Here is a 25,359-nt window from a genome sequence, read left to right as displayed (position 1 = left end):
AAACCGATCGTCGCCGGCACCCTGCCGGCCCGCGTCACCAGCGGCAAAGCCAACGACCCCTACGCCGAAATCGACCTCGAAGGCCGCTACAAGGTCAACTTCCTCTTCGATCGCGACCCCTGGAAGCTCGGCCAGGAAAGCATGTGGCTCCGCCAGGCACGCCCCTACGCCGGCGACACCCATGGCCTGCACCTGCCGCTGATCTGCGGCACCGAAGTGGCCATCGCCTTCGAACAGGGCGACCCCGACCGCCCCTACATCGCCCACGCCCTGCACGACAGCGATCACCCGGACCACGTGACCCTGCGCAACTACAAACGCAACGTGCTGCGCACCCCGGCGAACAACAAGCTGCGGATGGAGGACAACCGCGGGGAAGAGCATGTCAAGCTCAGTACTGAGCACAGTGGCAAGAGTCAGTTGAACCTGGGGCATCTGGTGGATGCCAAGAAGCAGAAGCGGGGGGAAGGGTTTGAGTTGCGCACGGATGGGCACGGCGCCATCCGGGCAGGCAAAGGATTGTTCATCAGTGCCGATGAGCAGGCCAAGGCCCAAGGTCAGGTGCTGGAGATGAGCCCCGCCCTCGAGCGTCTGCAGCAGGCTGGCGAACAACTGCGAAAACTCTCGGTTGACGCCCAGGCTGCCAAGGCCGACCCGGCGGATGTCACCGCGCAACTGAACCTGCTGCGCCAGGACCTGGAGCAGCTCAAGGCCTCGGTTCTGCTGCTCAGCGCGCCCCAGGGCATCGCCCTCACCAGTGGCAAACACCTGCAACTGGCGGCGCAGGACAACCTGATGTTCAACGCCGGTGGCGAAGCCGATATCGGCGTGGTCAAGCGCTTGTTCATGGGTGTGGGCCAGGGATTTAGCCTGTTTGTGCGCAAGCTAGGGATGAAGCTGATTGCCAATCAGGGCCCGGTGAGTGTCCAGGCGCAAAACAATGCGCTGGAGCTAATCGCCCGTCTTGGCTTGGACATCACCAGCACCGAAGACGAAATCCGCATCACCGCCAAGAAAAAAATCAATCTGAATGGCGGCGGCAGCTATCTCACCCTGGATGCGAGCGGCATCGAATCGGGGACGGCGGGCGACCACAAGGTCAAGGCCGCGCAATTCGCCTTTAGCGGCCCGGCCAGCATGACCGCTACGCATCCGGATTACCCGCAAAGCCTGTCAAAACAAACGCTGCGATTCAACGTAGCGCAAACCCCCAATGCCAACCGCCGTGTCTGGGCGGGTATGCCCTACACGCTTTACGCCGACGGTGCCGAACTCAAACAAGGCGTGCTGGACGCTTCCGGGCAAATCCTGATCGATCATCAGGTCGTGACACGCGGCTACCGGTTGGTCATGGCTAACGGTGTGACCTACCAGATCCCGGTTCCTACCGATTACCGCAATTCCGATCAGGCGCACCTGGCTAATCGCGGATTGCACAACCACCCCTCTCGAGTCCACGACGAGGTAAGCCAACCCACATCGCACACGGATCACCGAGGCCTGTATGCCTCGGTGATGGAAGGAATCAAAGAGCAGGAAGGGAAAACACAATGAGCCAATACGAGATCGTGACACCGGTCGCACTCCAGCATACCCAAGAGGTGACCTGTACTCCGCCCTGGTATGTGCGCAATACCGAATACCCTCCCGCGATGGCAACTTACCAGCCGTTGATCAATGGGGAAGAAACGTTTCGGGCTGTGCACCTGGCCATTTCAAAGGCCCAGGCAACTATCGACATCATCTGTTGGGGGTTTCAGCCGTCGATGTATTTCATTCGCGACGGCATATCGCCGCGCATCGGTGAATTACTGATGGCCATGGCTCGGGAAGGCGTCAAGGTCCGGATACTCGGATGGGAGATGCCATTCAATACGGCAGGCAAAGCCGGAGAAGCCAACCTGCCCGGAAAAGGCCCATTCCGATACTACGATCGGGAGATGCAACCCTCCACGGATGAACAATACGCTTATGACCGCCAGTGGTTTGCCAACTGTTCGCTTGCCGACAGCATAGCCGCGGCGCATGTGGCAGCTCGCAGCACTCCAGTGTTCGTCAGTCGCGGTTTCAGCGTGTTTGAAAGGGCTGAAATAGCCCATCAGGCGATGTACAAAAGTCTCGACCCGAAGATCAGTGCCACCACGCAATTCGTCCTGACGGCAACAGCGACCCATCACCAAAAAACCGTCCTCGTTGATTATGAACTGCCAGACCGTGCCGTTGGTTTCGTGATGGGTCACAACATGCTCGACGAGTACTGGGACACCGATGACCATTCGGCACTGAACCGTGACAAGAACACCAAGCCCGCCCCCAACAAGGGTCCGCGAGGCGATACTCCACGGCAGGACATTTCAAGTCAGGTCAGCGGACCGATCTTGGAACACCTGCACCACAACTTTGCCACCGCCTGGCGCAAGGAAACCGGCGAGAATTTGCTCGACTCACGCCAAGCCATGCAAGTGGGGCCGCTACTGCAATGCACCCCGCAAGCTACCCGCCAAATCGCACAGATCCTGCGCACCCAGGCCCAGGAGAGTAAACGCGATATCGAGAAGCTTTACCTGCAAGCCGTCAACAACGCGACCCAGTTCATCTACATCGAAAACCAGTATTTCCGATGGCCGCCCCTGGCCGAATTGATCAAGGCCGTCGCCGCCGGTCAGACCAAGGCCGGGCGTGACCCCGCCATTCATGGGCACTTGCACCTGTTTGTGATCACCAATGCCAGTGAGGGTGGCATAGGCTCCGGCACTGTAAACACCCAGCGCATGCTCGAAAGCCTTGGGCGTGGCCATACCATGCCTGCAATCACCAAGTTACGGCGTATTGAAAAGGCAAAAGCTGAAGCTGCCGCACAGAAATCCGGTCTTAGCGAACGTATTGAACGGCATGCCCTGATCACGCTGACGAATCTCACCGACGCATTGGGCGGAACCGATCTCAGCGAAAAGGCCAAGGAAGATCAGCGGAGCAAGGCCTGGCACAACGATTGGCGCAAAGCCGAACTCGAGCGCCAAATCGAGGCAATCGAGGGTGAAACATTTGCCCAACTTCCGGAACTCTCCGGCCTGAAAGTTCATGTGTGCTCACTGGTGGCCCCCGACTCACCAGCGGGCAAGGACTGGATGCCGGTGTACATCCACTCCAAGTTGATGATCGTCGACGACGTGTTTACCACCCACGGCTCGGCCAACATCAATACCCGCAGCATGCAGGTGGATAGCGAGCTGAATATTGCGCATGAGTGGGCAAGTGTGACGCAGGGGTTGCGGCGACGGTTGTGGGAGATGCATACGGATAAAAAGGGTGCGCAGGATGACCCACAGGAGGCGTTCAAAGCCTGGCAAGACATCATCAATCGAAATAAAGGTCTTCAATCCAAAGAATTGACTCCCTACGCCCCCCTCGTCGAGTTCTATTTCGGCAAATCCGACCTGTCGGATCTCGACTGATGCGACGGCTCTTTTTGCTTTCATGCCTGCTGCTGGTTGCCTGCGACACCAGTAACCCTCCTTCTTCTTCGACCGAGAAAATGCCCTTGAACCCTTTAACTGAAGCCAAGGCCAGGATGGCTTTTAACTGTGTGCACGAGCAGATACCTGAGGCTCCCGCGGAGGCCGATGTGCTATTCCGCTACGCGCGCTGGTTGCAAAAGAATAACCAACTCAAACAGGACAAGACTGTCGATGGAGAGATCGAACGTCTATACCGCATCGCCAGTGAGAACGGACACTACAAGGCCAATATCAATCTGCAGAACGGTGCGATGCGCGGTTTCTTCAAACTCCGTGGTGAAGAGCATTTGCGCATGAGTGAGCAACTGATCGACGCGGGCGTGGGAGCGGGATATTACTTTGTCGGCATTTTTCTGCAGCATGGTTCGGCCGGGTTGCAGCAGGATCACGAAATGGCGTTGCGTTACTACCGCAAGTCCGCCGATCAAGGGAATGCACAAGGCCAGACATATATCGCCGACAAGTTAGCGCCGATCAACATTGCCCCGGACGTTGCCCGGCTAATGCGCCGTTGTGCTGGGGAGCAAGGAAACGGTAAAGCTGCAGGAGCACTCGGTGTTGATTTGTCGATAGATGGGCATTTTCAAGAGGCACTCGAAGCATTCCAACTTGGGGCAGCTGCCGGTGATAGTACTTCGGCTTCTTTTTTGACCGAGGGCTTCCGTGGTCCGGAGCCGGATGATCGGCTGTACTACCTGGGCCAACAAGAAGACCTCGAACGCGCCGATCGCTACAAAAAAATCTGGAAAATCCTCTCGGACTACTCCTACGCCAATCCCAAAGTCCCCGAGATCAACGAGATCGTCCCGCTGCCACCCGCCGAGTTGCCCGCCTGGGACGGCAAGCTGCAATGGCTGGAAGAACGCCTGGCAAACATCCCACCAGAAAAACCCAGTGAAGCGCTGATTCTTAATTTGGCCAAGGCCAAAGCCCTCGATCCTGCCACCGGCCGACCGCTGCCGGATTCTCCCGGCTTCATCCAGGCTACTTCCCCCAGGCCGACCTGCAACAGCGGCCAAGCCTGCCCGCAGTCTGGCTACTGGAAAGCCGATATAGGTAACCAGTTTTTCTCGCGCCTCGAAGGTGCACAAATTCGCCGTTTCGAGAAGGGCGAAATCCTGCCAACAGTAAAAATCCAAAGGCACCACAGCCGCTTCTTGCTCGCCGACCGAGTGATCGTCGAAGAGGAAAATATCAAATGGATATTGTTCGGAGAAGCCTGAGTATTTCCTGATGGGCAGGGTGCAACTGGTAACACGCACGACTCACACCTTAGAAACAACACCGCCAATTCCGGCAACTAAAAAGGAGCAGCATAATGAGCAAGCATGAAGCAGACGATAAAATAACGTTCGAGATACATACGCCGGAAACAGAGGTGCCAGCGGGTAAAAGCGTACTTCACCTAGACGACGAAAATAACGTCCTTGGCGGTCAGGTTTATGGTCACGTCATCGAAAAAATTGAGGGCGGCATGAAAGTCACTCGTCCGGACGGGGCAACGATGGTCATGCGGGATGGTAGTGTGACCATCGAAAATCTTGTCCCTAAGTCAATAGGGATCAGGAACTTGTCTGAGATCGAATCATTTGCTGTGCGAACACAGAATCATACGCGTATTTTTCGCATGGATTTTGTTGGTGGCGGCCATGTCGAAGTAACGTACGCACACGACGGACAGGTCAGGGAAGTCACCGGCCAAAACCTCCAGCAAACAATCAGCAAGGACAATGCGATTATCGTTCGCCAAGGTGATTCGAGCACTGGGCAAACGCATTGAATCAAGAACAGCCTCGATAGACGCCAAACAGGCTAGCAAAAGATCAAAGGATCGCAGCCTGCGGCAGCTCCTACAGAGTGAATATCAGAAGGCGATTTCCTACGCCTTGGCTGAAGGAGCGAGCGGGCGGCGGACAGCCGCGCCGCTGGCTCCAACAGATTTCAAGTGTGATGAATCTCCCGATCCTTGGTTTCCGGCATGAAGAAGATACCCAGGATCGCCGTCATCACCGCGATGACGATCGGGTACCACAGCCCGTAGTAGATATCGCCCGTGGCCGCGACCATGGCGAAGGCCACCGTCGGCAGGAAGCCGCCGAACCAGCCGTTGCCGATGTGGTATGGCAGTGACATCGAGGTGTAGCGGATACGCGCCGGGAAGAGTTCCACCAGCCAGGCGGCGATCGGGCCGTAGACCATGGTCACGTAGATCACCAGGATGGTCAGGAGCAGCAGCACCATCGGGTAGTTGGTCTTGGCCGGGTCGGCCTTCTCGGGGTAGCCGGCTTCCTTGAGGGAGGTGCCCAGGGCCGCGACGAAGGCGTCGTTGCGGGTCTTGAAGTCGGCGGCCGGCATGCCGGTGCCTTCGAAGCTGGGGATCACTTTGTCGCCGATGCGAACCTGCGCGACAGTGCCCGGGGCGGCCTTCTCGTTCTTGTAGGGTATGGCCCGTTTTGCCAACACGGTCTTGGCCAGGTCGCAGGAGCTGGTGAATTTGGCCTTGCCCACCGGGTCGAACTGGAACGAGCACTGGTCTGGATCGGCGATCACCGTGACCGGGTTCTTCTCCTGTGCGATGAACACGTCGGGGTTACCGTACTGCGTCAACGCATGGAAGATCGGGAAGTAGGTCAGCGCCGCGAGGATGCAGCCGGCCATGATGATGCCCTTGCGCCCGATGCGGTCGGACAGGCTCCCGAAGATGACGAAGAACGGCGTGCCGATCAGCAGCGAACCGGCGATCAGCAGGTTGGCCGTCTGCGCGTCGATCTTGAGCGTCTGCAGCAGGAAGAACAACGCGTAGAACTGCCCGGTGTACCAGACGACGGCCTGGCCGGCGGTACCGCCGAGCAGCGCCATGATCACGATCTTGAGGTTGTCCCAGCGGGCGAAGGATTCGGTCAGCGGCGCCTTGGAGGACTTGCCCTCGGCCTTCATTTTCAGGAACACCGGTGATTCACTGAGCTGCAGGCGGATGTACACCGAAACGATCAGCAGCAGGATCGACAGCAGGAAGGGAATCCGCCAGCCCCAGGCTTCGAACGCTTCGGTGCCAAGCACCGTGCGACAGGCGAGGATCACCAGCAGCGAAAGGAACAGGCCGAGGGTCGCGGTGGTCTGGATCCACGAGGTGAAATAGCCGCGCTTGCCTTTGGGGGCATGTTCGGCTACGTAGGTCGCCGCACCGCCGTACTCGCCACCCAGGGCCAGGCCTTGCAACAGGCGCAGGGTGATCAGGATGATCGGCGCGGCCACGCCGATGGTCGCGTAACCGGGCAGGAAGCCGACGATCGCCGTGGAGACACCCATGATCACGATGGTGATCAGGAAGGTGTGCTTGCGCCCGATCATGTCACCCAGTCGACCGAACACGATGGCACCGAAGGGGCGTACGGCGAAGCCGGCGGCGAACGCGAGCAAGGCAAAGATGAAGGACGTGGTCTCGTTGACGCCGGCGAAAAAGTGCTTGGCAATGATCGCGGCGAGGGAGCCATAAAGGTAGAAGTCGTACCATTCGAACACGGTGCCCAGGGACGAGGCAAAAATAACCTTGCGCTCCTCCTTGGTGATGCCGTGGTGAGGCGTGTTGCCCGCGGTGGTGTTATCGATTGCGGCCATGAGTCGTCTCCGTCTTTCTCTTGTTATAGGCCGGAGTACCCCACTACCTTCTTGTTGCCGCACCCTGGCCCTGGGGCTGATGTCATTGGATTACGGATTGCGCAAAGCATGCACACAGGCTGACGGCCTCGCATCGCTGCAAGGTTTCATTGAGCATAATCGGCTTCTTGCAGATATCCACTCGCCATCACGCGCAGACGGGATCGAGGAACGAACCTGCAAAGGAGGTTGTGCCGTGGGAAGGTGTTTTGTTACGGAGGGGATGAACAGAATGCAATAAGCAGCACCCGCGAAGTGCGCGAGTGCTGCTTATCAGAAATATGGCAGGGGCGGCTGGATTCGAACCAACGCATGGCAGGATCAAAACCTGCTGCCTTACCGCTTGGCGACGCCCCTGTAGCTGCTGCCTGGAGAGCCGGGGAATGCCCTCAGCAGGAATGGGCGGCAATTTACCAACATTCTTGCCGCCTGGGAACCCCCTCGCTAAATTATTTTATTTTAAAACAGCGACTTACCATCAAGGATCGACCTGCCCCATCAGTTCGGGCACCGATTCCGGGCGATTGGCGAAGCGCTGGGCAAGCACCGCGCAGACCATCAGCTGGATCTGATGGAACAGCATCAGCGGCAGGATCAACACGCCGATGGTGCTGCCGGCGAACAGCACCTGGGCCATCGGCACGCCCGTGGCCAGGCTTTTCTTCGAGCCACAGAAGAGGATGGTGATGCGGTCTTGCTGATTGAAACCCAAGGCCTTGCCCAGCACGGTGGAGGCCACCAGCACCAGCCCCAGCACCACGCAGCAGGCGACCACCAGCCCGGCCAGGTCGCGCAACGGGATCTGGTGCCAGATGCCTTCGATCACCGCTTCGCTGAAAGCACCGTACACCACCAGCAGGATCGAGCCCTGATCGACAAATTTCAGCCAGCTCTTGTTGCGCGCCACCCAGGCGCCGATCCAGCGCCGCGCGATCTGCCCGGCAATGAAGGGCAGCAACAACTGCACGCTGATCTTCACGATCGCATCGAGGGTCGAGCCCCCATCGCCGTGCACGTCCAGCAGCAAGGTCACCAGCAAAGGCGTGAGGAAGATCCCGAACAGACTGGACGCCGCCGCGCTGCAAATCGCAGCCGGGATGTTGCCTCGCGCCAGGGAGGTAAAGGCAATCGCCGACTGCACTGTGGCCGGCAGTGCGCAGAGGTAGAGCATGCCCATGTACAGGTCGGCGCCGATCATCGGTGACAGCAAGGGCTTGAGCGCCAGGCCGAGCAGCGGGAACAGGACGAAGGTCAGGCCGAACACCAGCAAGTGCAGGCGCCAGTGGCCGGCACCGGCAATGATCGATTCGCGGGACAGTTTGGCGCCGTGGAGGAAAAACAGCAGGGCGATGGCGCTGTTGGTCAACCAGCCGAAGCCTACGGCCACCTGGCCACTGGCGGGCAGCAGGCTGGCGAGCAGGACCACGCCGACCAGGGTCAGGGTGAAGTTGTCGGGCAAGAAACGGGGGCGGGTCATGAGGGTTATCCAGGCGGCCGGGAGCGTTGAGACCACTCTAGCGCGCCGGCCGATTGCCGGCTAACGCTAATAAGCCAGGAGATGTCGCCTAACGGACACCTCCCAAAATCACGGGTGACTGATATGCCGCTTTCGCTGCGATGCGGCGACCCGACAAGCCAGCTCCTACAGGATTTGTGCCATACACAGCTTTTGTGTGCGCTGCGGGCACCTGTAGGAGCTGGCTTGCCAGCGATGAGGCCGGCACATCCAACATCACGGGTGACTGATACGCCGCCTTCGCTGGCAAGCCAGCTCCTACAGGGAATTTGTGCCATACACAGCTTTTGTGTGCGCTGCGGGCAACTGTAGGAGCTGGCTTGCCAGCGATGAGGCCGGCACATCCAACATCACGGGTGGCTGATACGCCGCCTTCGCTGGCAAGCCAGCTCCTACAGACGACCGCTGCCCTCTCGATCCCTCTTATAGTGCCGAGCAAGCGGGAACTCCGGTAACCAGGCCTCGCGACGCACCGTCCAGCTTTCGTAGGTGGGCATGAACTGGTCGGGCGCATCGAATGAACCCAGGTTCACTTCAATTTCGTCATCGCTACGGGCAAACACCGACGAGCCACAGCGAGGGCAGAAATGCCGCCCGGCGTAGTCCCGGGTTTCGCCCTCGATCGTCACCGCGTCCTCGGGGAATATCGCCGAGGCGTAAAAGAGCGCCCCGTGATGCTTGCGACAGTCCAGGCAGTGGCAAAGGCCTACCCGATAAGGTTGCCCCGACGCCACAAGCCGGACATCGCCACACAGACAACCACCCGTAAATTGCTGCATGCCGCCCCTCCTCTTCCAGGATTCGAAAGTAGCCATTCAACGACTGTAAGAGGCTAACAAAGCCTTCACAGCAAAAACTTGCAAAAAGCGACGGTAGGCTAAGCTTACGTCAGCTTATTGCCCTTGATGCTCGCGGCGGCAGTTGTTGGTTTTTCTGGAGAGCGTCTGCAACAGCTATCTCAGACTGGCCCAGACAATTTGCGCAGGATTGCCGTGATGACCGAGCCGTTACTCAGTTTTGACCAACTCAAGCGTGCTGCCGCCTCTGGCGAAATCGATACCGTTCTGGTGTGCATGGTCGACATGCAGGGCCGCCTGGTGGGCAAGCGTTTCCAGGTCGAGTTTTTCATCGACAGTGGCCATGAAGAAACCCACTGCTGCAATTACCTGCTGGCCGACGACATCGACATGGAGCCGGTGCCGGGCTATGCCGCCGCCAGCTGGAGCAAGGGCTACGGCGACTTCGTGCTCAAGCCCGACATGCGCACCTTGCGCAAGGTGCCGTGGCTCGAGTGCACGGCGCTGGTGCTGTGCGATGTGCTCGACCATCACCATCGCCAGGACCTGCCCCACAGCCCGCGGGCGATCCTGAAAAAACAGGTCGAGCGCCTGCGTGAACGCGGTTACACCGGCATGTTCGCCTCGGAACTGGAGTTCTACCTGTTCGACGAGAGCTACGAGGCCATCCACAGGCGCAACTACCACAAGCCGAAGACCGCCGGGCACTACATCGAGGATTACAACATCCTGCAGACCACCCGCGAGGAGCCGGTGCTGCGGGCGATCCGCAAGCACCTGCAGGCCAGCGGCATCCCGGTGGAAAACTCCAAGGGTGAATGGGGACCCGGCCAGGAAGAAATCAACATCCGCTACGCCGACGCCATGACCATGGCCGACCATCACGTCATCATCAAGCACGCGTGCAAGGAGATCGCCCAACTCCAGGGCAAGGCGATCACCTTCATGGCCAAGTGGCGCTATGACGCCGCCGGTTCCAGCAGCCACATCCACAATTCGCTGTGGGACAAGAACGCCAAAAAGCCGTTGTTCTTCGACGCCAAGGCCGAGTTCGGCATGTCGAAACTGATGCGTTCCTGGGTCGCCGGCCAGCTCAAGTACGCCAACGACATCACCTGTTTCCTCGCGCCCTACATCAACTCCTACAAGCGCTTCCAGGCCGGCACCTTCGCCCCTACCCGGGCGGTCTGGAGCCGGGACAATCGCACCGCCGGCTTTCGCCTGTGCGCCGAGGCCAGCAAGTCGATCCGCATCGAATGCCGCATCGGCGGTGCCGACCTCAACCCTTACCTGGCCTTCGCCGCGCTGATCGCCGCCGGGTTGGCGGGCATCGATGAAAAACTCGAACTCGCCGCGCCTTTTGAGGGCGATGCCTACGTTGACGAGCATCTGCCAGAAGTCTCCAAGACCCTGCGCGAGGCCAGTGCCGCACTGCAAGGCTCAAGCATGTTGCGCGAGGCCTTCGGCGACGAGGTGGTCGACCACTACGTGCACACCGCCGAATGGGAACAGAAAGAATACGACCGGCGCATCACCGACTGGGAACTGCAGCGCGGCTTCGAGCGCTACTGAGAGCACCATGACCAACACTGTTCAAATCATCTCGCCGGTCGATGGCCGGGTCTTCGCCGAGCGCCAGTACGCCGACATCGTGCAAATCGAGCAGGCACTGGCGGCGGCCACAGCCGCCCAGGCGCAATGGAAGCGCCGGCCGTTGAGCGAACGCGCGGCTTTTTGCAGCGCCGCGGTGGACGCGATGCTGGCCATGAAGGATGACATCGTCCCCGAACTGGCCTGGCAAATGGGCCGCCCGGTGCGTTATGGCGCCGGCGAGTTGCGCGGCTTCGAAGAGCGTGCCCGGCACATGATCGCCATTGCGCCGCAGGCCCTGGCGGCGCTCGAAGCCGATCCGCTCACGGGTTTTCGCCGCTATATCAAACGCGAGCCAATGGGTACCGTGCTGGTGGTCGCACCGTGGAATTACCCCTACCTCACCGCAGTGAATACGATCATTCCGGCGCTGATGGCCGGCAACAGCGTCATCCTCAAGCACGCTTCGCAAACCCTGCTGGTGGGCGAGCGTTTTGCCGAGGCCATGCGCTGCGCCAACCTGCCTGAAGGGCTGTTCCAGAACCTGCTGCTCAGTCACATCCATACCGGGGTGGTCATCGGCTCCGGACAGGTGCAGCAGGTGAACTTCACCGGCTCAGTGGCGGCCGGCCTGGAAATGCAACGCTCTGCGGTCGAGGATTTCTTGCGCGTGGGCCTTGAGCTCGGCGGCAAGGACCCGGCCTACGTGCGGGCCGATGCCAACCTCGAGCATGCGGTGGAGAACCTGGTGGACGGCAGTTTCTTCAATTCCGGGCAGAGCTGCTGCGCCGTGGAGCGTATCTACGTCGACCGGAAAATCTACCCGGCCTTTGTCGATCGCTTCGCCGAATTGACCCGTCAGTACGTACTCGGTAACCCGCTGGACGAAGCCACCACCCTCGGCCCGCTGGTGAGTCCGGGCGCGGCGGATTTCGTCCGCGGGCAGATTGCCGATGCGCAGGCCCTGGGCGCGAAGGCGCTGATCGACCCGCATGCCTTTGCCGCCGACTTGCCGGGCAGCGCCTACCTCGCCCCGCAGGTGTTGGTCGAGGTCAATCATCAGATGTCGGTGATGCGTGATGAAAGCTTCGGGCCGGTGGTCGGCATCATGCCGGTGGACAGCGACGAAGAAGCCATCGCCCTGATGAACGACAGCGAGTTCGGCCTCAGCGCGTCGATCTGGACCCGGGACCTGGTCGCCGCCGAACGCCTGGGCGACGAGATCGACACCGGCACCCTGTTCATGAATCGCTGCGATTACCTGGACCCGGCCCTGGCCTGGACCGGGGTGAAGAACAGTGGGCGCGGCGTCACCCTGTCGCCCATGGGCTATGACCACCTGACCCGCGCCAAATCCTTCCATCTGCGCCACGAGACCTGAGCCATGAGCCTGACTGGAAACTGGAACTACCCCACGAGCATCCGCTTCGGTGTCGGCCGCATCGCGGAACTGGCCGATACCTGTCGCAGCCAGGGTATCCAGCGCCCGCTGCTGGTCACCGACAGTGGCCTGGGGCGTGCGTCGATCACCACGGCTGCTCTGGACGCTTTACGTAACGCGGGGCTGGGCGCTGCGTTGTTCTGCGACCTCAAGCCCAATCCGGTCGAAGCCAACCTGGCGGGCGGGCTCGAGGCCTGGCGTGCGGGCAATCACGATGGCGTGGTCGCCTTCGGCGGTGGCAGCGGCCTGGACATGGGCAAGCTCATCGCCTTCATGAGTGGCCAGAGCCGTCCGGTCTGGGATTTCGAAGACATCGGCGACTACTGGACCCGCGCCGATGAAAGCCGCATCGCCCCGATCATCGCGGTGCCGACCACCGCGGGTACGGGCTCCGAAGTGGGCCGTGCGGCGGTGATCATCGACGATCGCACCCACACCAAACGCATCATCTTCCACCCGAAAATGATGCCGCGAGTGGTCATCAGCGACCCGGCCCTGACCGTCGGCATGCCGGCCAAAGTCACCGCCGGCACGGGCATGGACGCGTTGGCGCACTGCCTGGAGTCGTACTGTGCCCCGGGATTTCACCCCATGGCCGATGGCATCGCCGTCGAGGGCATGCGCCTGGTGAGCAATGCCCTGGTGCGCGCCGTCCACACCCCGTCGGACCTCGATGCACGCGGGCAAATGCTGGCGGCGGCGGCGATGGGCGCCACTGCTTTCCAGAAAGGCCTGGGCGGGATGCACGCCCTCGCGCATCCGATCGGCGCGCTGTACGACACCCACCACGGCATGACCAACGCCACCCTGATGCCCTACGTGCTGAAGTTCAATCGTCCGGCCATCGAGGAACGCATCACGCGGCTGGCCGCGTATCTGCACCTGCCCTCCCCGGGCTTCGACAGTTTCCTGGCCTTCGTCCTCAAATTGCGCAAGGACATTGCTGTGCCGCATACGCTGTTCGAGTTGGGAGTGGATGACCAGCAGGCTGACCTCATCGCGGACATGGCGATAGTCGACCCCAGTGCCGGCGGCAACCCGCTGCCGTTGACAAAGGCCGGCGTGACGGAAATTTTCCAGGCGGCTTTCCACGGCCGACTCTGACTCGATCGAGGGTCCATGATCGAAACAGCAACAGGTTAGCGGTTGTAAACAGGAGCAGTACGACAAGGGGTTGAAAGCCAACCCATCCGGAGACCCGGATGGCTGCGTATCAAAACCTGAAGGGGCACACCAGCATGAACCCAGCAAGCCAGCCCGGCACCGACGCGCCGCACGACGATGACGTCAAGGTGCTGCACAGCATGGGCTATGCCCAGCAGTTGTCGCGACGAATGGGGGTTTTCTCCAACTTCGCGATTTCCTTTTCGATCATCTGCATCCTCTCCGGCGGCATCAACTCACTGGCCCAGGGCACCTCGGGCGCCGGCGGTGCCGCGATCGGCATCGGCTGGCCGATCGGTTGCCTGATTTCCGGGGTGTTCGCCCTGGCCATGGCGCAGATTTCCTCGGCCTACCCCACCGCTGGCGGCCTGTATCACTGGGGTTCGATCCTCGGCAACCGTTTCACCGGCTGGCTCACAGCCTGGTTCAACCTGCTGGGGCTGGTCACGGTGCTCGGTGCGATCAACGTCGGCACCTACTACTTTTTCTTCGGCGCCTTCGGCCCGACACTGGGCATGGAGGACACCACCACCACCCGGGTGATCTTCCTCGCCATCCTCACCGGGCTCCAGGCCCTGTGCAATCACCTGGGCATCGGCCTGACCGCCAGGCTCACGGATTTTTCCGGCTACCTGATTTTCGCCACCGCACTGGCGCTGACCATCGTCTGCCTGATCTCGGCCCCCAGTTTCGAGTTCTCCCGGCTGGTGACCTTCGGCAACTATTCCGGCGAGGCCGGCGGCAGCGTCTGGCCACAGGTGTCCAACGGCTGGATCTTCATGCTCGGCCTGCTGCTGCCGATCTACACCATCACCGGCTATGACGCTTCCGCGCACACCTCCGAGGAAACCCGCAATGCCGCCATGTCGGTGCCTCGGGGCATGGTCATGTCGGTGGTCTGGTCGCTGCTGTTCGGCTGGGTGATGCTCAGCGCCTTCGTGCTGATGCTGCCGAGCATGGACGAGGCGGCCAAGCAAGGCTGGAACGTGTTCTTCTGGGCGATGAACACCCAGGTCAATCCGCTGCTCAAGGACGCGCTGTACGTGGCGATTTTCATCTCCCAGGTGCTCTGCGGGTTGGCCACTGTCACCTCGGTTTCGCGCATGATCTTCGCGTTTTCCCGTGACGGCGGCCTGCCCTTCTCGAAAGCCCTGTCCTCGGTCTCGCCGACCTTTCGCAGCCCGGTGGCGGCGATCTGGACCGGCGCTACCCTCGCGGTCCTGTTCGACTGGGGCTCATCGGTGATCTCGGTCGGCGAGACTCCGGTCTACACCATCGTGGTGTCCTGCACGGTGATCTTCCTGTTCTTCTCCTTCATCATTCCCATCGTGCTGGGCCTGTTTGCCTACGGGACCTCGAAGTGGCCAACCATGGGACCGTGGAACATCGGGCGCTTCTGGTACACGGTGTTTGCCCTGCTCTCGGTGCTGTCGATGGTGATCATCTTCGTCATCGGCATCCAGCCACCGAACGACTGGGCGTTGTACATCACCATCGGCTTCCTGGTGCTGACGGCCATCGTCTGGTTCGGCTTTGAAGCACGCCGCTTCCAGGGCCCGCCGGTGGGCGACGTGATCGTCAAGCGCCAGGCTGAAATCGCCGCGGCTGAAGCGGCGTTGAACCGCAAAACACTGTAGGAGCAGCCGCGAGAGATGGAGCGGCTGTCAGGCAGCCATCGCTGGCCAGTTCCTACAGGATTTGTGGGGCCATGTTGAATGCATGGCAATATGCACATCTGTAGGAACCGGCTTGCTGGCGGTCGCAATTTCACGGCAAGCTCGCCCCTGCCGATCCCCCCCGACAAAATAACAAAATCCCCATGTGCTCCCTTCGTCCTTTCATACGTCGCAGACTTCACTGCCCGTTTCCCCCTGTCCGGAGTTTTCCCAATGCCCTCGCCCCATTCCCTGTCCGCCGCGTTGCTCGGCCTGGCCCTCGTCTGTCCGGCGATAGCCGAGGCCCAAGGCCTGGAGCTGGGGCAAGTGCTGATCGGGGCCGAGGACCAGAGTGACGAAGACCAGGGGATCGAAGACGCCAGGGCCCGACTCGAACAGGTGCCCGGCGGCACCAACGTGGTCGACATGCGCCGCCCACTGCAGGGCCGGGTGGCGAGCAATCAGGATGTGCTGGCCTATCAGCCAGGTGTCTATGCCCAGTCGGCGGGCAACGAAGGGGTGAAGATCTCGATCCGCGGATCGGGGATCAACCGTGCGCCGGGGGCCCATGCCTCGGGCTTGTACGCCATGCTTGACGGTCTGCCGCTGACCGGCCCTGGCGGCACGCCCTATGAACTGCTGGAGCCGCTGTGGCTTGACCATGTCGAGGTGCTGCGCGGCGCCAACGGTTTCGACCGCGGCGCCCTGGCCCTGGGCGGGGCCATCGACTACGTCAGCCACACCGGCTACAACGCACCCAAGCTACAGGTGCGCTACGCGACGGGCAGCCACGGCTATCAGCAGCGCCAGGTCAGTTCCGGGCAGGTGCTGGGCGACTTCGACTACTACATGGCCCTGACCGATGCACGCGCGGACGGCTATCAGGATCACACCGCCAGTGACAGCCAGGGCGTCATCGCCAACTTCGGCTATCGCTTCAACCCGAACCTGGAAACGCGCTTCTACCTGCGCTATCGCCAGACCGACAACGACCTCGCCGGCCGGGTCACCAAGCACTCCATCGAGCACGACCCGCGGGCGGCCAACCCCGCCTACGTGGCGCGCGACGATCGCCGCGAACAGCCGGGCAGCACCTTTATCGGCAACAAGACCACCTACTACATCGACGACGATTCGAGCATCCAGGCCGGCCTTGCCTACCATGACTACCCCATGGACCTGCGCGAGGGTCCCAACCGCCTGAAAGTGGCGTACACCGATGTCAGCGGCACCTTCGACTACAAGCGTCGCGACACCCTCTGGGGCCTGCAGAGCCAAAGCACCTTGGGCCTGCGCGTGACCAAGCACCTGCCCAACGCCGGTGCCAGTGAGGAAGTACGCATCCCCAGCGGCAACACTGCCGGTTATGCGCCGGGCACGGCCATGCGCAACTTCACCTACCAGGGTTCGGACAGCGTCCTGCACGTGGGCAATGACCTGGAAATCGCCGACGACCTGTGGCTGACCACTGGCCTGGCGGCCATCTACACCCGCCGGGAAAGCGCGGTGACTTACCCGCAAGGCGGTGGCAAGACCAGTATGGGCGACTGGGACTACGCCCCGCGCCTGGGCCTGCGCTACCAACTGACCCCCGACCTGCAACTGTTCGGCAACCTCAGCCGCTCGGTCGAGGCGCCGCATCCCTGGTCGCTGATCTACAGCTCCAACGTTCGCTTCCCGGCAGGCAGCGGCCCCGCCACCGGCACCCAGCGCGATCCGATCGAGCTGCAGAACCAGACCGCGACCACCCTGGAGCTCGGCGGTCGCGGCGACAGCGCGATGGGCCAATGGAGCCTGGCCTGGTACTACGCCCAGGTGCGCCACGAACTGCTCTCGGTGTTGCCGGACGCCAACGCCACCACGCCCTACGAGCTCAACGCCAGCCCGACCGTGCACCAGGGCGTGGAAGCCAGCCTGCTGAGCAACCTGTGGTCGGGCGGTGACGGCGGTGAACTGAGCCTGCGCCAGAGCTATACCTTCAGCGACTTCCACTACCGCGACGACGAACGCTTCGGCGACAACCGCCTGCCGGGACTGCCGATGCACTACTACCAGGGCGAACTGCGCTACGACTGGCCCCAAGGCTTCTTCGCCGCGCTCAACACACAATGGGTGTCCAAGGTGGCAGTCGATTACGCCAACAGCTACTACGCCGATCCCTACGCGCTGTTTGGCGCGACCCTGGGCTACAACGCGCCCAAGGGTGACTGGCAGACGTGGGTGGACATGCGCAACCTCACCGACAAGCACTACGCCGCCACCGTCATGCCGGGCTACGACGACAAGGGGCTGGACGCGGCGCGGTCGACTCCCGGTGAGGGCATGGCGGTGTATGTCGGGGTGTCGTGGAGTCTGCTGTGAGGCCGATGTTCAACACAAATCACTGTAGGAGCTGGCTTGCCAGCGAAGAGGCCCAAAAGATCACCGCACTATTCAAGGCCGCCATCGCCGGCAAGCCGGCTCCTACAGGTCCGCGGTGCCCACGCCTCCACGCCCAACACAAAACATTGTAGGAGCTGGCTTGCCAGCGATGAGGCCCGAAAGGTCAACGCAATGTTCGAAGACGCCTTCGCCGGCAAGCCGGCTCCTACAGGTTCGCGGTGAACGCGCTCGGAGTTACGAGGTTCTCGCCCCCGGGTTCTGCCAGAACGCGGGATCGGCGCTCTTGAGTCGCTCTACCGCATTATTGATGTGGTTGAGCGCAGCATGGCGTGCGCCTTCGGGGTCGCGGGCGGCGATGGCTGCGTAGACGGCAAAGTGTTCGACCCGCACCGTCTTGGCCAGGTCGCGGCGGCGTTCCTCGTTGGAGCGGGTGATGCGGATCGCCTCCTTGATGTACTGCGCGATGAATTCGTGCAGTGACGGGTACAGAGGATTGCCCGTTGCCCTGGAAATGGAGTGATGGAAGCCCAGGTCTTCCTCGACGCCATCGCGCCCCGCCTGCTCGGCGGCATCGATGGCCTTCAGCGCCTGGTGGATGGCCTCCAGCTGCGCCGGCGAATGCCGCTGTGCCGCCAGGGCCGCCGCCTCCCCTTCGATACCGCGGCGCAGCTCGGTGACCCGCAATACCGCCTCGATCGACCCGCTGACATCCAGGTCGATGGTAAACGCCTTGATGTGCGCGCCTTCGCTGACGACAGTGCCGCTGCCCTGGCGGACCTCGACCAGACCGGCAGACTTGAGGCGCGAGATCGCCTCGCGGATGACCGTCCTGCTGACCCCGAAACGCTCCGACAGCACGGGTTCCGTGGGCAGGCGAGCGCCCGGCAGCACTTCGCCGTTGGCGATATAGGCCTTCAGGGCCGCCGTCACCTGATCGGACAGCGTGCCCTTGGCGGAGTCCTTCAGAACGGCCAGCGCCTCGGCGGAACAGGGGGATTTATCAGGAGTGGGCATAGGCATCTCTGGGCTCAAATCGGTGAACGGTACTGCATTTTAGACCCGTCGTCCTCCCTGACTTATACGCCTTGAATTCGTATGACGTATTATGATAAAAAACCAACCTTCATGTTACTCCGATAAAAAAACGTCACCCACTACAAAAATAAGGATGGGGGAAACACATGACTGAATCAGTGATTCAAACCGGTGCCATCGCGCCCGCCGATCGCTTCGAGGACCTGGCGTATCGCAAGGTCGCGTGGCGAATCCTGCCGTTGTTGTTGCTGTGCTACCTCGTCGCCTATCTGGACCGGGTGAACGTGGGTTTCGCCAAACTGCAGATGTCCGACGATCTGCAATTTTCCGAAGCCGTCTATGGCCTGGGCGCAGGGATCTTCTTCATTGCCTACTTCCTCGTGGAAATTCCCAGCAACCTGATCCTGCATCGGGTCGGCGCGCGGTTGTGGATCGCGCGCATCATGATCACCTGGGGCATCATTTCCTCGGCCATGGCCCTGGTCAGCACGCCCATGTCCTTCTACATCATGCGCTTCCTGCTGGGCATCGCCGAGGCCGGGTTCTACCCGGGTGTCATCCTCTATCTGTCCTACTGGTTCCCGACCCATCGCCGCGGCAAGATGTATGCCCTGTTCGCCACGGCAGTGCCGCTGTCCGGGCTGATTGGTGCGCCCCTGTCCGGCTGGATCATGAGCGCCTTCAACGGTGACCATGGGTTTGCCGGCTGGCAATGGCTGTTCTTCCTCGAAGGGCTGCCTTCGATCGCCGTCGGCATCCTGGTGATCTTCTGCCTCAGCGACCGGATCTCCAAAGCGAGCTGGCTGACCAGCGAAGAGAAACACCTGCTGCAGACCCGCATCGACGCCGAAACCGCAGGCCACCAGACCCACAGCCTGAAAGAGGTGTTCCTGCAGCCGCGCATCTGGCTGCTGACGGCCATCTATTTCTGCATGATCGCCGGCTTCTACACCGTCGGTTTCTGGCTGCCGACGCTGATCCGCCAGGCCGGTGTCAGTGATGTATTGCAGGTCGGCATGCTCACCGCCATCCCTTATGCCGCCGCGGCCATGACCATGATCCTGGTGTCGCGCAGCGCCGACCGGTTGCGCGAGCGTCGCTGGCACCTGGCGCTGACCGCGGTGCTGGGCGGCATCGGCCTGTTCATCTCCGCCACCTGGAGCGACAACTTCACGATTTCCATGATCGGCCTGACCCTCGGTTCCATGGGGGCGATGAGCACCCTGCCGCTGTTCTGGAGCCTGCCGACTGCCTTCCTCGGCGGCACCGCTGCGGCCGCCGGCATTGCTCTGATCAACTCCTGGGGCAACCTGGCGGGCTTCGTCTCGCCGTACCTGATGGGTTTCCTCAAGGACACCACCCACAGCACCACGATCGGCATGTATGTGATGGCAAGCGCGCTGTTCCTCGGTGCCCTGCTGGTCTTCAGAATTCCCGGAAAGCTCGTCAACCGTTGACGTTTGGAGTAACTCATGAAAATTCTCGTGACCGGTGCAGCCGGCTTCCTTGGCCGCCGTCTGATCCAGGCCCTGCTGTCCCGTGGCTCGCTCACCGACCGCGCAGGCCAGTCTCAACCGATCAGGCAAATCGTCGCCTTCGACATGGTCGCGCTCGAAGGCATCGATGATCCGCGGGTAACGGTGGTGTGTGGCGATATCGCCGACCCTGAAGTGCTGGACAGCCTGATCGATGCCGGCACCGACAGCATCTTCCATCTGGCTGCGGTGGTTTCCAGCCAGGCGGAGGCCGATTTCGAACTGGGCATGCGCATCAATTTCACCGCGACCCAGAGCATGCTCGAACGCATTCGCCTGCTCGGCACCTGCCCGAAATGGGTGATGACCAGCTCCGTTGCGGTGTTCGGCGGGCAATTGCCGGAACAGGTGCGTGACGATCAGGTCTGGGCTCCGCAGAGTTCCTATGGCACGCAAAAAGCCATGAACGACCTGCTGCTCGCTGACTACAGCCGCCGCGGTTTCGTCGACGGCCGCAGCCTGCGCATGCCGACCATCGTGGTGCGCCCGGGCAAACCCAACCTGGCCGCTTCGAGTTTCGCCAGCGGGATCATCCGCGAACCGCTCAACGGCCAGCCCAGCGTGTGTCCGGTAGCCCTCGATACGCGGCTCTGGCTGATGTCGCCAAGGCTGGCGATTGAAAACCTGATCCATGGTCATGAGCTATCCGGCGCGCAATTGACCGAGGGCCGGGTGATCAACATGCCGGGCCTGTCGATTACCGTCGAACGGATGATCGATGCCCTGCGCCAGATCGCGGGTGCGGAAGTGGCCGCGCGGATTCGCCTGGAGCGCAATCCAGCGATCGAGCGCATCGTCGGTTCATGGCCCGGGTCCTTCTGCGCAACCTACTCCCGGGACCTGGGGTTCAAGGCGGATGAGGCGTTCAGCGCCGTGATCCAGCAGTTCATCACTGAATATCTGCCCGGCTAAACCGATGGAGGAGCTCGACATGTTGAATGCCCCTGCCCGCCCCCTGCTGGGCTGCATCGCGGACGATTTCACCGGCGCTACGGACCTTGCCAACATGCTGGTGCGCGGCGGCATGCGCACCGTGCAAAGCATCGGCATCCCCACTGCCGAGGTCGCCGGCCAACTCGATGCCGACGCGATCGTCATCGCCCTGAAGTCCCGAACCGTGCCGGCCGCCGATGCCGTAAAGGAGTCGCTCGAAGCACTGCGCTGGTTGCGTGAGCGTGGTTGCGAACAGATTTTCTTCAAGTACTGCTCGACCTTCGACTCGACCACCGCCGGCAACATCGGCCCGGTCAGCGAAGCCCTGCTGGAGGCGCTGGACAGCGATTTCACCCTCGCCTGCCCGGCCTTCCCGGAAAACGGCCGCACGGTGTTTCGCGGGCATTTGTTCGTCCAGGACCAATTGCTCAGCGAGTCGGGCATGCAGCATCACCCGCTGACCCCGATGACTGACGCGAACCTGGTTCGGGTCCTGCAATCGCAGAGCCAAGGCAAGGTCGGCCTGCTGCGTTATGACAGCGTGACCCAGGGCGTCGAGCGCATTCGCGCCCGCATGACGCAGCTGCGCGCCGAGGGTGTGCGCCTGGCGGTTGCCGATGCCGTGTCCGATGCTGACCTGCATCGGCTGGGCGAAGCCTGTGCCGGTCTGGCGCTGCTGACGGGAGGCTCAGGCCTGGCACTGGGCTTGCCGGATAATTTCCGCCGTGCCGGTAAACTGCGCGACCTGGATGCCGCCCGGGTAGCTGCGGTCGAAGGCGGCGAAGTGGTGCTCGCGGGCAGCGCTTCGCAAGCCACCAATGGGCAAGTGGCGACCTGGCTGCAGGCAGGTCGCCCGGCCTTTCGTATCGATCCGCTGGCGTTGGCGGCGGGACAGCCGGTCATCGAGCAGGCACTGGCCTTCGCCGCTGATCATGCCGAACCGGTGTTGATCTACGCCACCAGCTCCCCGGATGAGGTAAAGACCGTACAACGCGAGCTGGGGACCGAGCGCGCGGGAAACATGGTCGAGCAGGCCATGGGCCGAATCGCCAGCGGGCTGCACCAGGCCGGGGTCCGGCGCTTTGTGGTCGCCGGCGGAGAAACGTCCGGGGCCGTGGTGCAAGCCCTGGATATCCAGCTATTGCAGATCGGTGCGCAAATTGACCCGGGCGTGCCCGCCTGTGTCAGCACGCCTGGGGAACCCATGGCCCTGGCGCTCAAGTCCGGCAACTTCGGTGGCCCGGACTTCTTCGCCAAGGCGCTCAAGCACCTGGCGGGAGTTCCAGCATGAACAATGAAAACGCCCTGCGCGAAGAAATCTGTGACGTCGGCGGCCTGCTATACAGCCGCGGCTACACGGTCGGCAGTGCCGGCAACATCAGCGCCCGCCTCGACGATGGCTGGCTGATCACGCCCACGGACGCTTGCCTGGGCCGTCTGGACCCGGCGGCGATATCCAAGGTCAACCTGGCGGGGGAATGGGTCAGCGGCGACAAACCGTCAAAGACCCTGGCCTTGCACCGTGAGGTCTATGATCGCAACCCGGGTGTCGGCGGCGTGGTCCACACCCACTCGACGCACCTGGTGGCGTTGACGCTGGCCGGGGTCTGGCAGCAGGATGACATCCTGCCGCCGCTGACCCCCTACCAGGTGATGAAGGTCGGGCACATCCCGTTGATCGCCTATGAACGTCCCGGCTCGCCGAAGGTGGCCGAGCGTGTCGCGCAACTGGCCAACAGCGTGCGCGGGGTCATGCTCGAGCGGCTGGGTCCGGTGGTGTGGGAAAGCTCGGTGTCGAGGGCGAGCTACGCCCTGGAGGAGCTGGAAGAAACCGCGCGCCTGTGGCTGATGAGCAACCCCAAACCGGCTCCGCTCGACCAGGCGGCACTGGATGAGTTGCGCGAAGTTTTTGGCGTGCAGTGGTAACACCGTGGCCTTAGGCTGTTCAATTGTAGGAGCGAGCTTGCTCGCGAAAAACCTGAGAGCCCTGCGGCGTGTCAGGTTTCCCGCGTTATCGTTGGCCTCCATCGCGAGCAAGCTTGCTCCTACAAAAGCCTTACGCTTTTATTTTCGACTTCAGGAGTCTCCATGCCTCGTTTCGCTGCCAACCTCAGCATGCTCTACCCGGAACACGATTTCCTCGACCGCTTCGCCGCGGCCGCCGCCGACGGTTTCCAGGCGGTGGAATACATGTTCCCCTACGACTACAGCGCGCAACAATTGAAACAGCGGCTCGACGACAACGGCCTGGTGCAGGCCCTGTTCAACGCGCCGCCGGGCAATATGGCGGCGGGCGAAAAAGGCACCGTGTCCTCGCCTGGCCGTGAAGCGGAGTTTCGCGCCGGTTTCGACCAGGCCCTGGAGTATGCCGCGATCCTCGGCAATGACCGCATCCACGTCATGGCCGGCCTGCTGACGAGTGAAGCCGACCGTGCCCGACACCAGGAGACCTACCTGGAAAACCTCAGCCACGCCGCAACAGAAGCCGCCAAAGTCGGCGTCACGGTATTGCTCGAGCCGATAAACACCCGTGACATTCCGGGCTTCTTCCTCAACCACCAGCATCAGGCACAGGCGATCTGCAAAGCGGTCGGCAAGGACAATCTCAAGGTCCAGTTCGACATCTACCATTGTCAGATCGTCGAGGGTGACGTGGCGACGAATCTGCGTCGGGATTTCGCCGGCATCGGTCATATCCAGATCGCGGGCGTGCCGGATCGCCACGAACCGGACCTGCACAACGAGTTGAACTATCCCTACCTGTTCAATCTGATTGATGAGCTGGGCTACAGCGGATGGGTGGGTTGCGAGTACCGGCCACGCGGCAACACCAGCGAAGGTCTGCAATGGCTGCGTGATTGGCAGGCCCGCTGAGTCATTGATGGGCAGCAGGATCTGCGAAAAACCGGCCCGAGCATTTACAATCACGCCTTTCACCGCAGATCAGAAAGGTTCTCCAGGTTATGGCGCTCGACCCTCCCACGATGTTGACACTCTCGATCGCCCTCGCAGCGGCTGCCGCGCTGTACCTGGCGATCGAATGGCGCAGCATTCGCGAGCCCTCGCTGCTGTTCTGGAGCGCAGGTTTCGCCACGATCACCCTGGGCTCGACCCTCGCCTTGCTGCGCAGTTCCGGGCTGTTGCTGGTCGGCATCTGGTTCGCCAACGGCCTGCTGGTGGTGGCCCACTGGTGTTTCCTGCTGGGTGTCGCACGCTTCACGCAGACGCGCCTGTCCCGTGCCTGGTACCTGATCTTTGTTGCCTGGATGGCCTTGCTGTTGTTACCGGACGAGCCGTCGTGGTCCAAGGTCATGCTGCTGGCCAATTCGCTGCTGGTGGCGGTGACGACACTCAGGGCCAGTTTCCTCCTACGCCCCCATGGCAGGTCGTTGAGCGTGGGCGCGGTGCAACTGCGTTATGTGCTGCTGGTGCATGGGCTGTTCTATCTGGCCAAGTCGATCACCGCCATCGTTCCCGGCACCCTGATCGATCTTGCCGCCTTTCGTGGCGAGATCATTCAGCTATCCCTGGTCGAGGGCGCGATGGCGATCATGCTGATCGCCTTGTCCATGACCGGCACCGAGCGCTACCGGCGCGAGAAACGCATCGCCCGGCTGGCCGCCCGTGATCCGTTGACTGCCCTGTACAACCGCCGCGCCCTCGAAGTGCGGGCAACGCGCCTGCTCGATGACGTCTCTCCAGCGCGCCCCGGTGCCTTGTTGCTGATCGACATCGACAACTTCAAACAGGTCAACGACCTCTACGGCCATACCGCTGGCGACCGCCTGCTGGTCACGCTGAGCGAGATGATTCGTTCGGTCCTGCCCGAAGGCGCACTGGCGGCGCGACTCGGTGGTGACGAGTTCGTGATCCTGCTGCGCAACGCCTCGAATGAGCAAATCGTCGGGCTGGGCAGCACGCTGCGTGAGCAATTTCACCACGCTGCCGCCCAGTCATTCGCCACCCCCGAAGCGGTGACCCTGAGCATCGGCGCCAACCTGTTCGACCATCCGCCCGCCAGCCTGGCGGCGTTGATCGAGCAAAGCGATGCGGCGCTCTACCAATCCAAGCGTGGCGGACGCGACAGCATGCGCCTGGTCGATCAGACCGTTTCTGGTTGAGGCCTGCACGAAAGG

The 25,359-nt window shown here is 61.8% G+C and carries 19 protein-coding genes and 1 tRNA gene; 15 read left to right on the top strand and 5 right to left on the bottom strand.

The features are described from left to right. The 4 genes from SOP95_RS28800 to SOP95_RS28785 all read left to right on the top strand — a co-directional run. A partial coding sequence (locus SOP95_RS28800; RefSeq protein WP_323609140.1) for a DUF2345 domain-containing protein occupies window positions 1–1,554 on the top strand: 1,554 nt, incomplete at its 5' end. Then, window positions 1,551–3,455: a phospholipase D-like domain-containing protein gene (locus SOP95_RS28795; RefSeq protein ID WP_323609139.1), complete on the top strand. Its 1,905-nt coding sequence runs from the start codon at window positions 1,551–1,553 to the stop codon at window positions 3,453–3,455. The genes SOP95_RS28800 and SOP95_RS28795, both read left to right, overlap by 4 nt. Further along, window positions 3,455–4,741: an SEL1-like repeat protein gene (locus SOP95_RS28790; protein ID WP_323609138.1), complete on the top strand. Its 1,287-nt coding sequence runs from the start codon at window positions 3,455–3,457 to the stop codon at window positions 4,739–4,741. Before SOP95_RS28795 ends, SOP95_RS28790 begins: the two co-directional genes overlap by 1 nt. A 95-nt stretch (window positions 4,742–4,836) precedes the next feature. Continuing rightward, window positions 4,837–5,298 (top strand): hypothetical protein, encoded by a 462-nt coding sequence (locus SOP95_RS28785; protein WP_323609137.1) that lies wholly within the window; start codon window positions 4,837–4,839, stop codon window positions 5,296–5,298. A gap of 161 nt (window positions 5,299–5,459) precedes the next feature. Here SOP95_RS28785 and SOP95_RS28780 read toward each other — a convergent pair whose 3' ends face one another. From SOP95_RS28780 to SOP95_RS28765, 4 genes are all read right to left on the bottom strand, one after another. Then, window positions 5,460–7,136, bottom strand: coding sequence for an MFS transporter (locus SOP95_RS28780; RefSeq protein WP_323609136.1), 1,677 nt, complete (start codon window positions 7,134–7,136; stop codon window positions 5,460–5,462). A 321-nt stretch (window positions 7,137–7,457) separates the two neighbouring features. Beyond that, a tRNA-Gln gene (locus SOP95_RS28775) sits at window positions 7,458–7,532 on the bottom strand. A gap of 121 nt (window positions 7,533–7,653) precedes the next feature. Next, the gene (locus SOP95_RS28770) at window positions 7,654–8,652 is read right to left on the bottom strand and encodes a bile acid:sodium symporter family protein (RefSeq protein WP_274076242.1); all 999 of its coding nucleotides are present in this window, start codon (window positions 8,650–8,652) and stop codon (window positions 7,654–7,656) included. Between the two features lie 431 nt (window positions 8,653–9,083). Then, window positions 9,084–9,470, bottom strand: a complete 387-nt coding sequence (locus SOP95_RS28765; RefSeq protein WP_323609135.1) for a GFA family protein — start codon at window positions 9,468–9,470, stop codon at window positions 9,084–9,086. Window positions 9,471–9,686: 216 nt separating this feature from the next. Between SOP95_RS28765 and SOP95_RS28760 the strand changes: the two genes are divergently transcribed. The 5 genes from SOP95_RS28760 to SOP95_RS28740 all read left to right on the top strand — a co-directional run bounded on the left by SOP95_RS28760 (window position 9,687) and on the right by SOP95_RS28740 (window position 17,699). Further along, complete coding sequence (locus SOP95_RS28760; RefSeq protein ID WP_323609134.1) at window positions 9,687–11,060, top strand: glutamine synthetase family protein; 1,374 nt, start codon at window positions 9,687–9,689, stop codon at window positions 11,058–11,060. Window positions 11,061–11,067: 7 nt separating this feature from the next. Beyond that, entirely contained in the window at window positions 11,068–12,459 is a 1,392-nt protein-coding gene (locus SOP95_RS28755) for an aldehyde dehydrogenase family protein (protein ID WP_323609133.1), read from the top strand. A 3-nt stretch (window positions 12,460–12,462) separates the two neighbouring features. Continuing rightward, window positions 12,463–13,623: an iron-containing alcohol dehydrogenase gene (locus tag SOP95_RS28750; RefSeq protein WP_323609132.1), complete on the top strand. Its 1,161-nt coding sequence runs from the start codon at window positions 12,463–12,465 to the stop codon at window positions 13,621–13,623. Between the two features lie 134 nt (window positions 13,624–13,757). Then, on the top strand, window positions 13,758–15,320 hold the full coding sequence (locus tag SOP95_RS28745) for an amino acid permease (protein ID WP_323609141.1): 1,563 nt from the start codon (window positions 13,758–13,760) through the stop codon (window positions 15,318–15,320). Between the two features lie 252 nt (window positions 15,321–15,572). Next, window positions 15,573–17,699 carry a TonB-dependent receptor family protein gene (locus tag SOP95_RS28740; protein WP_323609130.1) on the top strand — a complete coding sequence of 709 codons (2,127 nt, stop codon included), beginning with the start codon at window positions 15,573–15,575 and terminating at the stop codon, window positions 17,697–17,699. Between the two features lie 255 nt (window positions 17,700–17,954). Here SOP95_RS28740 and SOP95_RS28735 read toward each other — a convergent pair whose 3' ends face one another. Further along, window positions 17,955–18,740 carry a FadR/GntR family transcriptional regulator gene (locus SOP95_RS28735; RefSeq protein WP_274076235.1) on the bottom strand — a complete coding sequence of 262 codons (786 nt, stop codon included), beginning with the start codon at window positions 18,738–18,740 and terminating at the stop codon, window positions 17,955–17,957. A 161-nt stretch (window positions 18,741–18,901) separates the two neighbouring features. Here SOP95_RS28735 and SOP95_RS28730 point away from each other — a divergent pair, with 161 nt between their 5' ends. From SOP95_RS28730 to SOP95_RS28705, 6 genes are all read left to right on the top strand, one after another. Further along, window positions 18,902–20,212, top strand: coding sequence for an MFS transporter (locus SOP95_RS28730; RefSeq protein WP_274076234.1), 1,311 nt, complete (start codon window positions 18,902–18,904; stop codon window positions 20,210–20,212). A 15-nt stretch (window positions 20,213–20,227) separates the two neighbouring features. Then, a complete protein-coding gene (gene denD, locus SOP95_RS28725; RefSeq protein ID WP_323609129.1) occupies window positions 20,228–21,202 on the top strand; it encodes a D-erythronate dehydrogenase in 975 nt (324 codons plus the stop codon). Between the two features lie 19 nt (window positions 21,203–21,221). Beyond that, entirely contained in the window at window positions 21,222–22,514 is a 1,293-nt protein-coding gene (gene otnK, locus SOP95_RS28720; RefSeq protein ID WP_323609128.1) for a 3-oxo-tetronate kinase, read from the top strand. Continuing rightward, entirely contained in the window at window positions 22,511–23,149 is a 639-nt protein-coding gene (gene otnC, locus SOP95_RS28715; protein WP_274076231.1) for a 3-oxo-tetronate 4-phosphate decarboxylase, read from the top strand. The genes otnK and otnC overlap by 4 nt, the downstream gene beginning before the upstream one ends. Before the next feature lie 162 nt (window positions 23,150–23,311). Beyond that, window positions 23,312–24,097 carry a 2-oxo-tetronate isomerase gene (gene otnI, locus SOP95_RS28710; RefSeq protein WP_323609125.1) on the top strand — a complete coding sequence of 262 codons (786 nt, stop codon included), beginning with the start codon at window positions 23,312–23,314 and terminating at the stop codon, window positions 24,095–24,097. Window positions 24,098–24,186: 89 nt separating this feature from the next. Then, entirely contained in the window at window positions 24,187–25,344 is a 1,158-nt protein-coding gene (locus tag SOP95_RS28705; RefSeq protein WP_274076229.1) for a GGDEF domain-containing protein, read from the top strand. Window positions 25,345–25,359 lie beyond the last annotated feature (15 nt).

The organism is Pseudomonas sp. YuFO8 (assembly GCF_035065025.1).
Classification (GTDB): domain Bacteria; phylum Pseudomonadota; class Gammaproteobacteria; order Pseudomonadales; family Pseudomonadaceae; genus Aquipseudomonas; species Aquipseudomonas putida_AE.
Note: the sequence above shows the minus strand (reverse complement) of the source record. Positions and strands in the feature narration are given on the sequence as shown.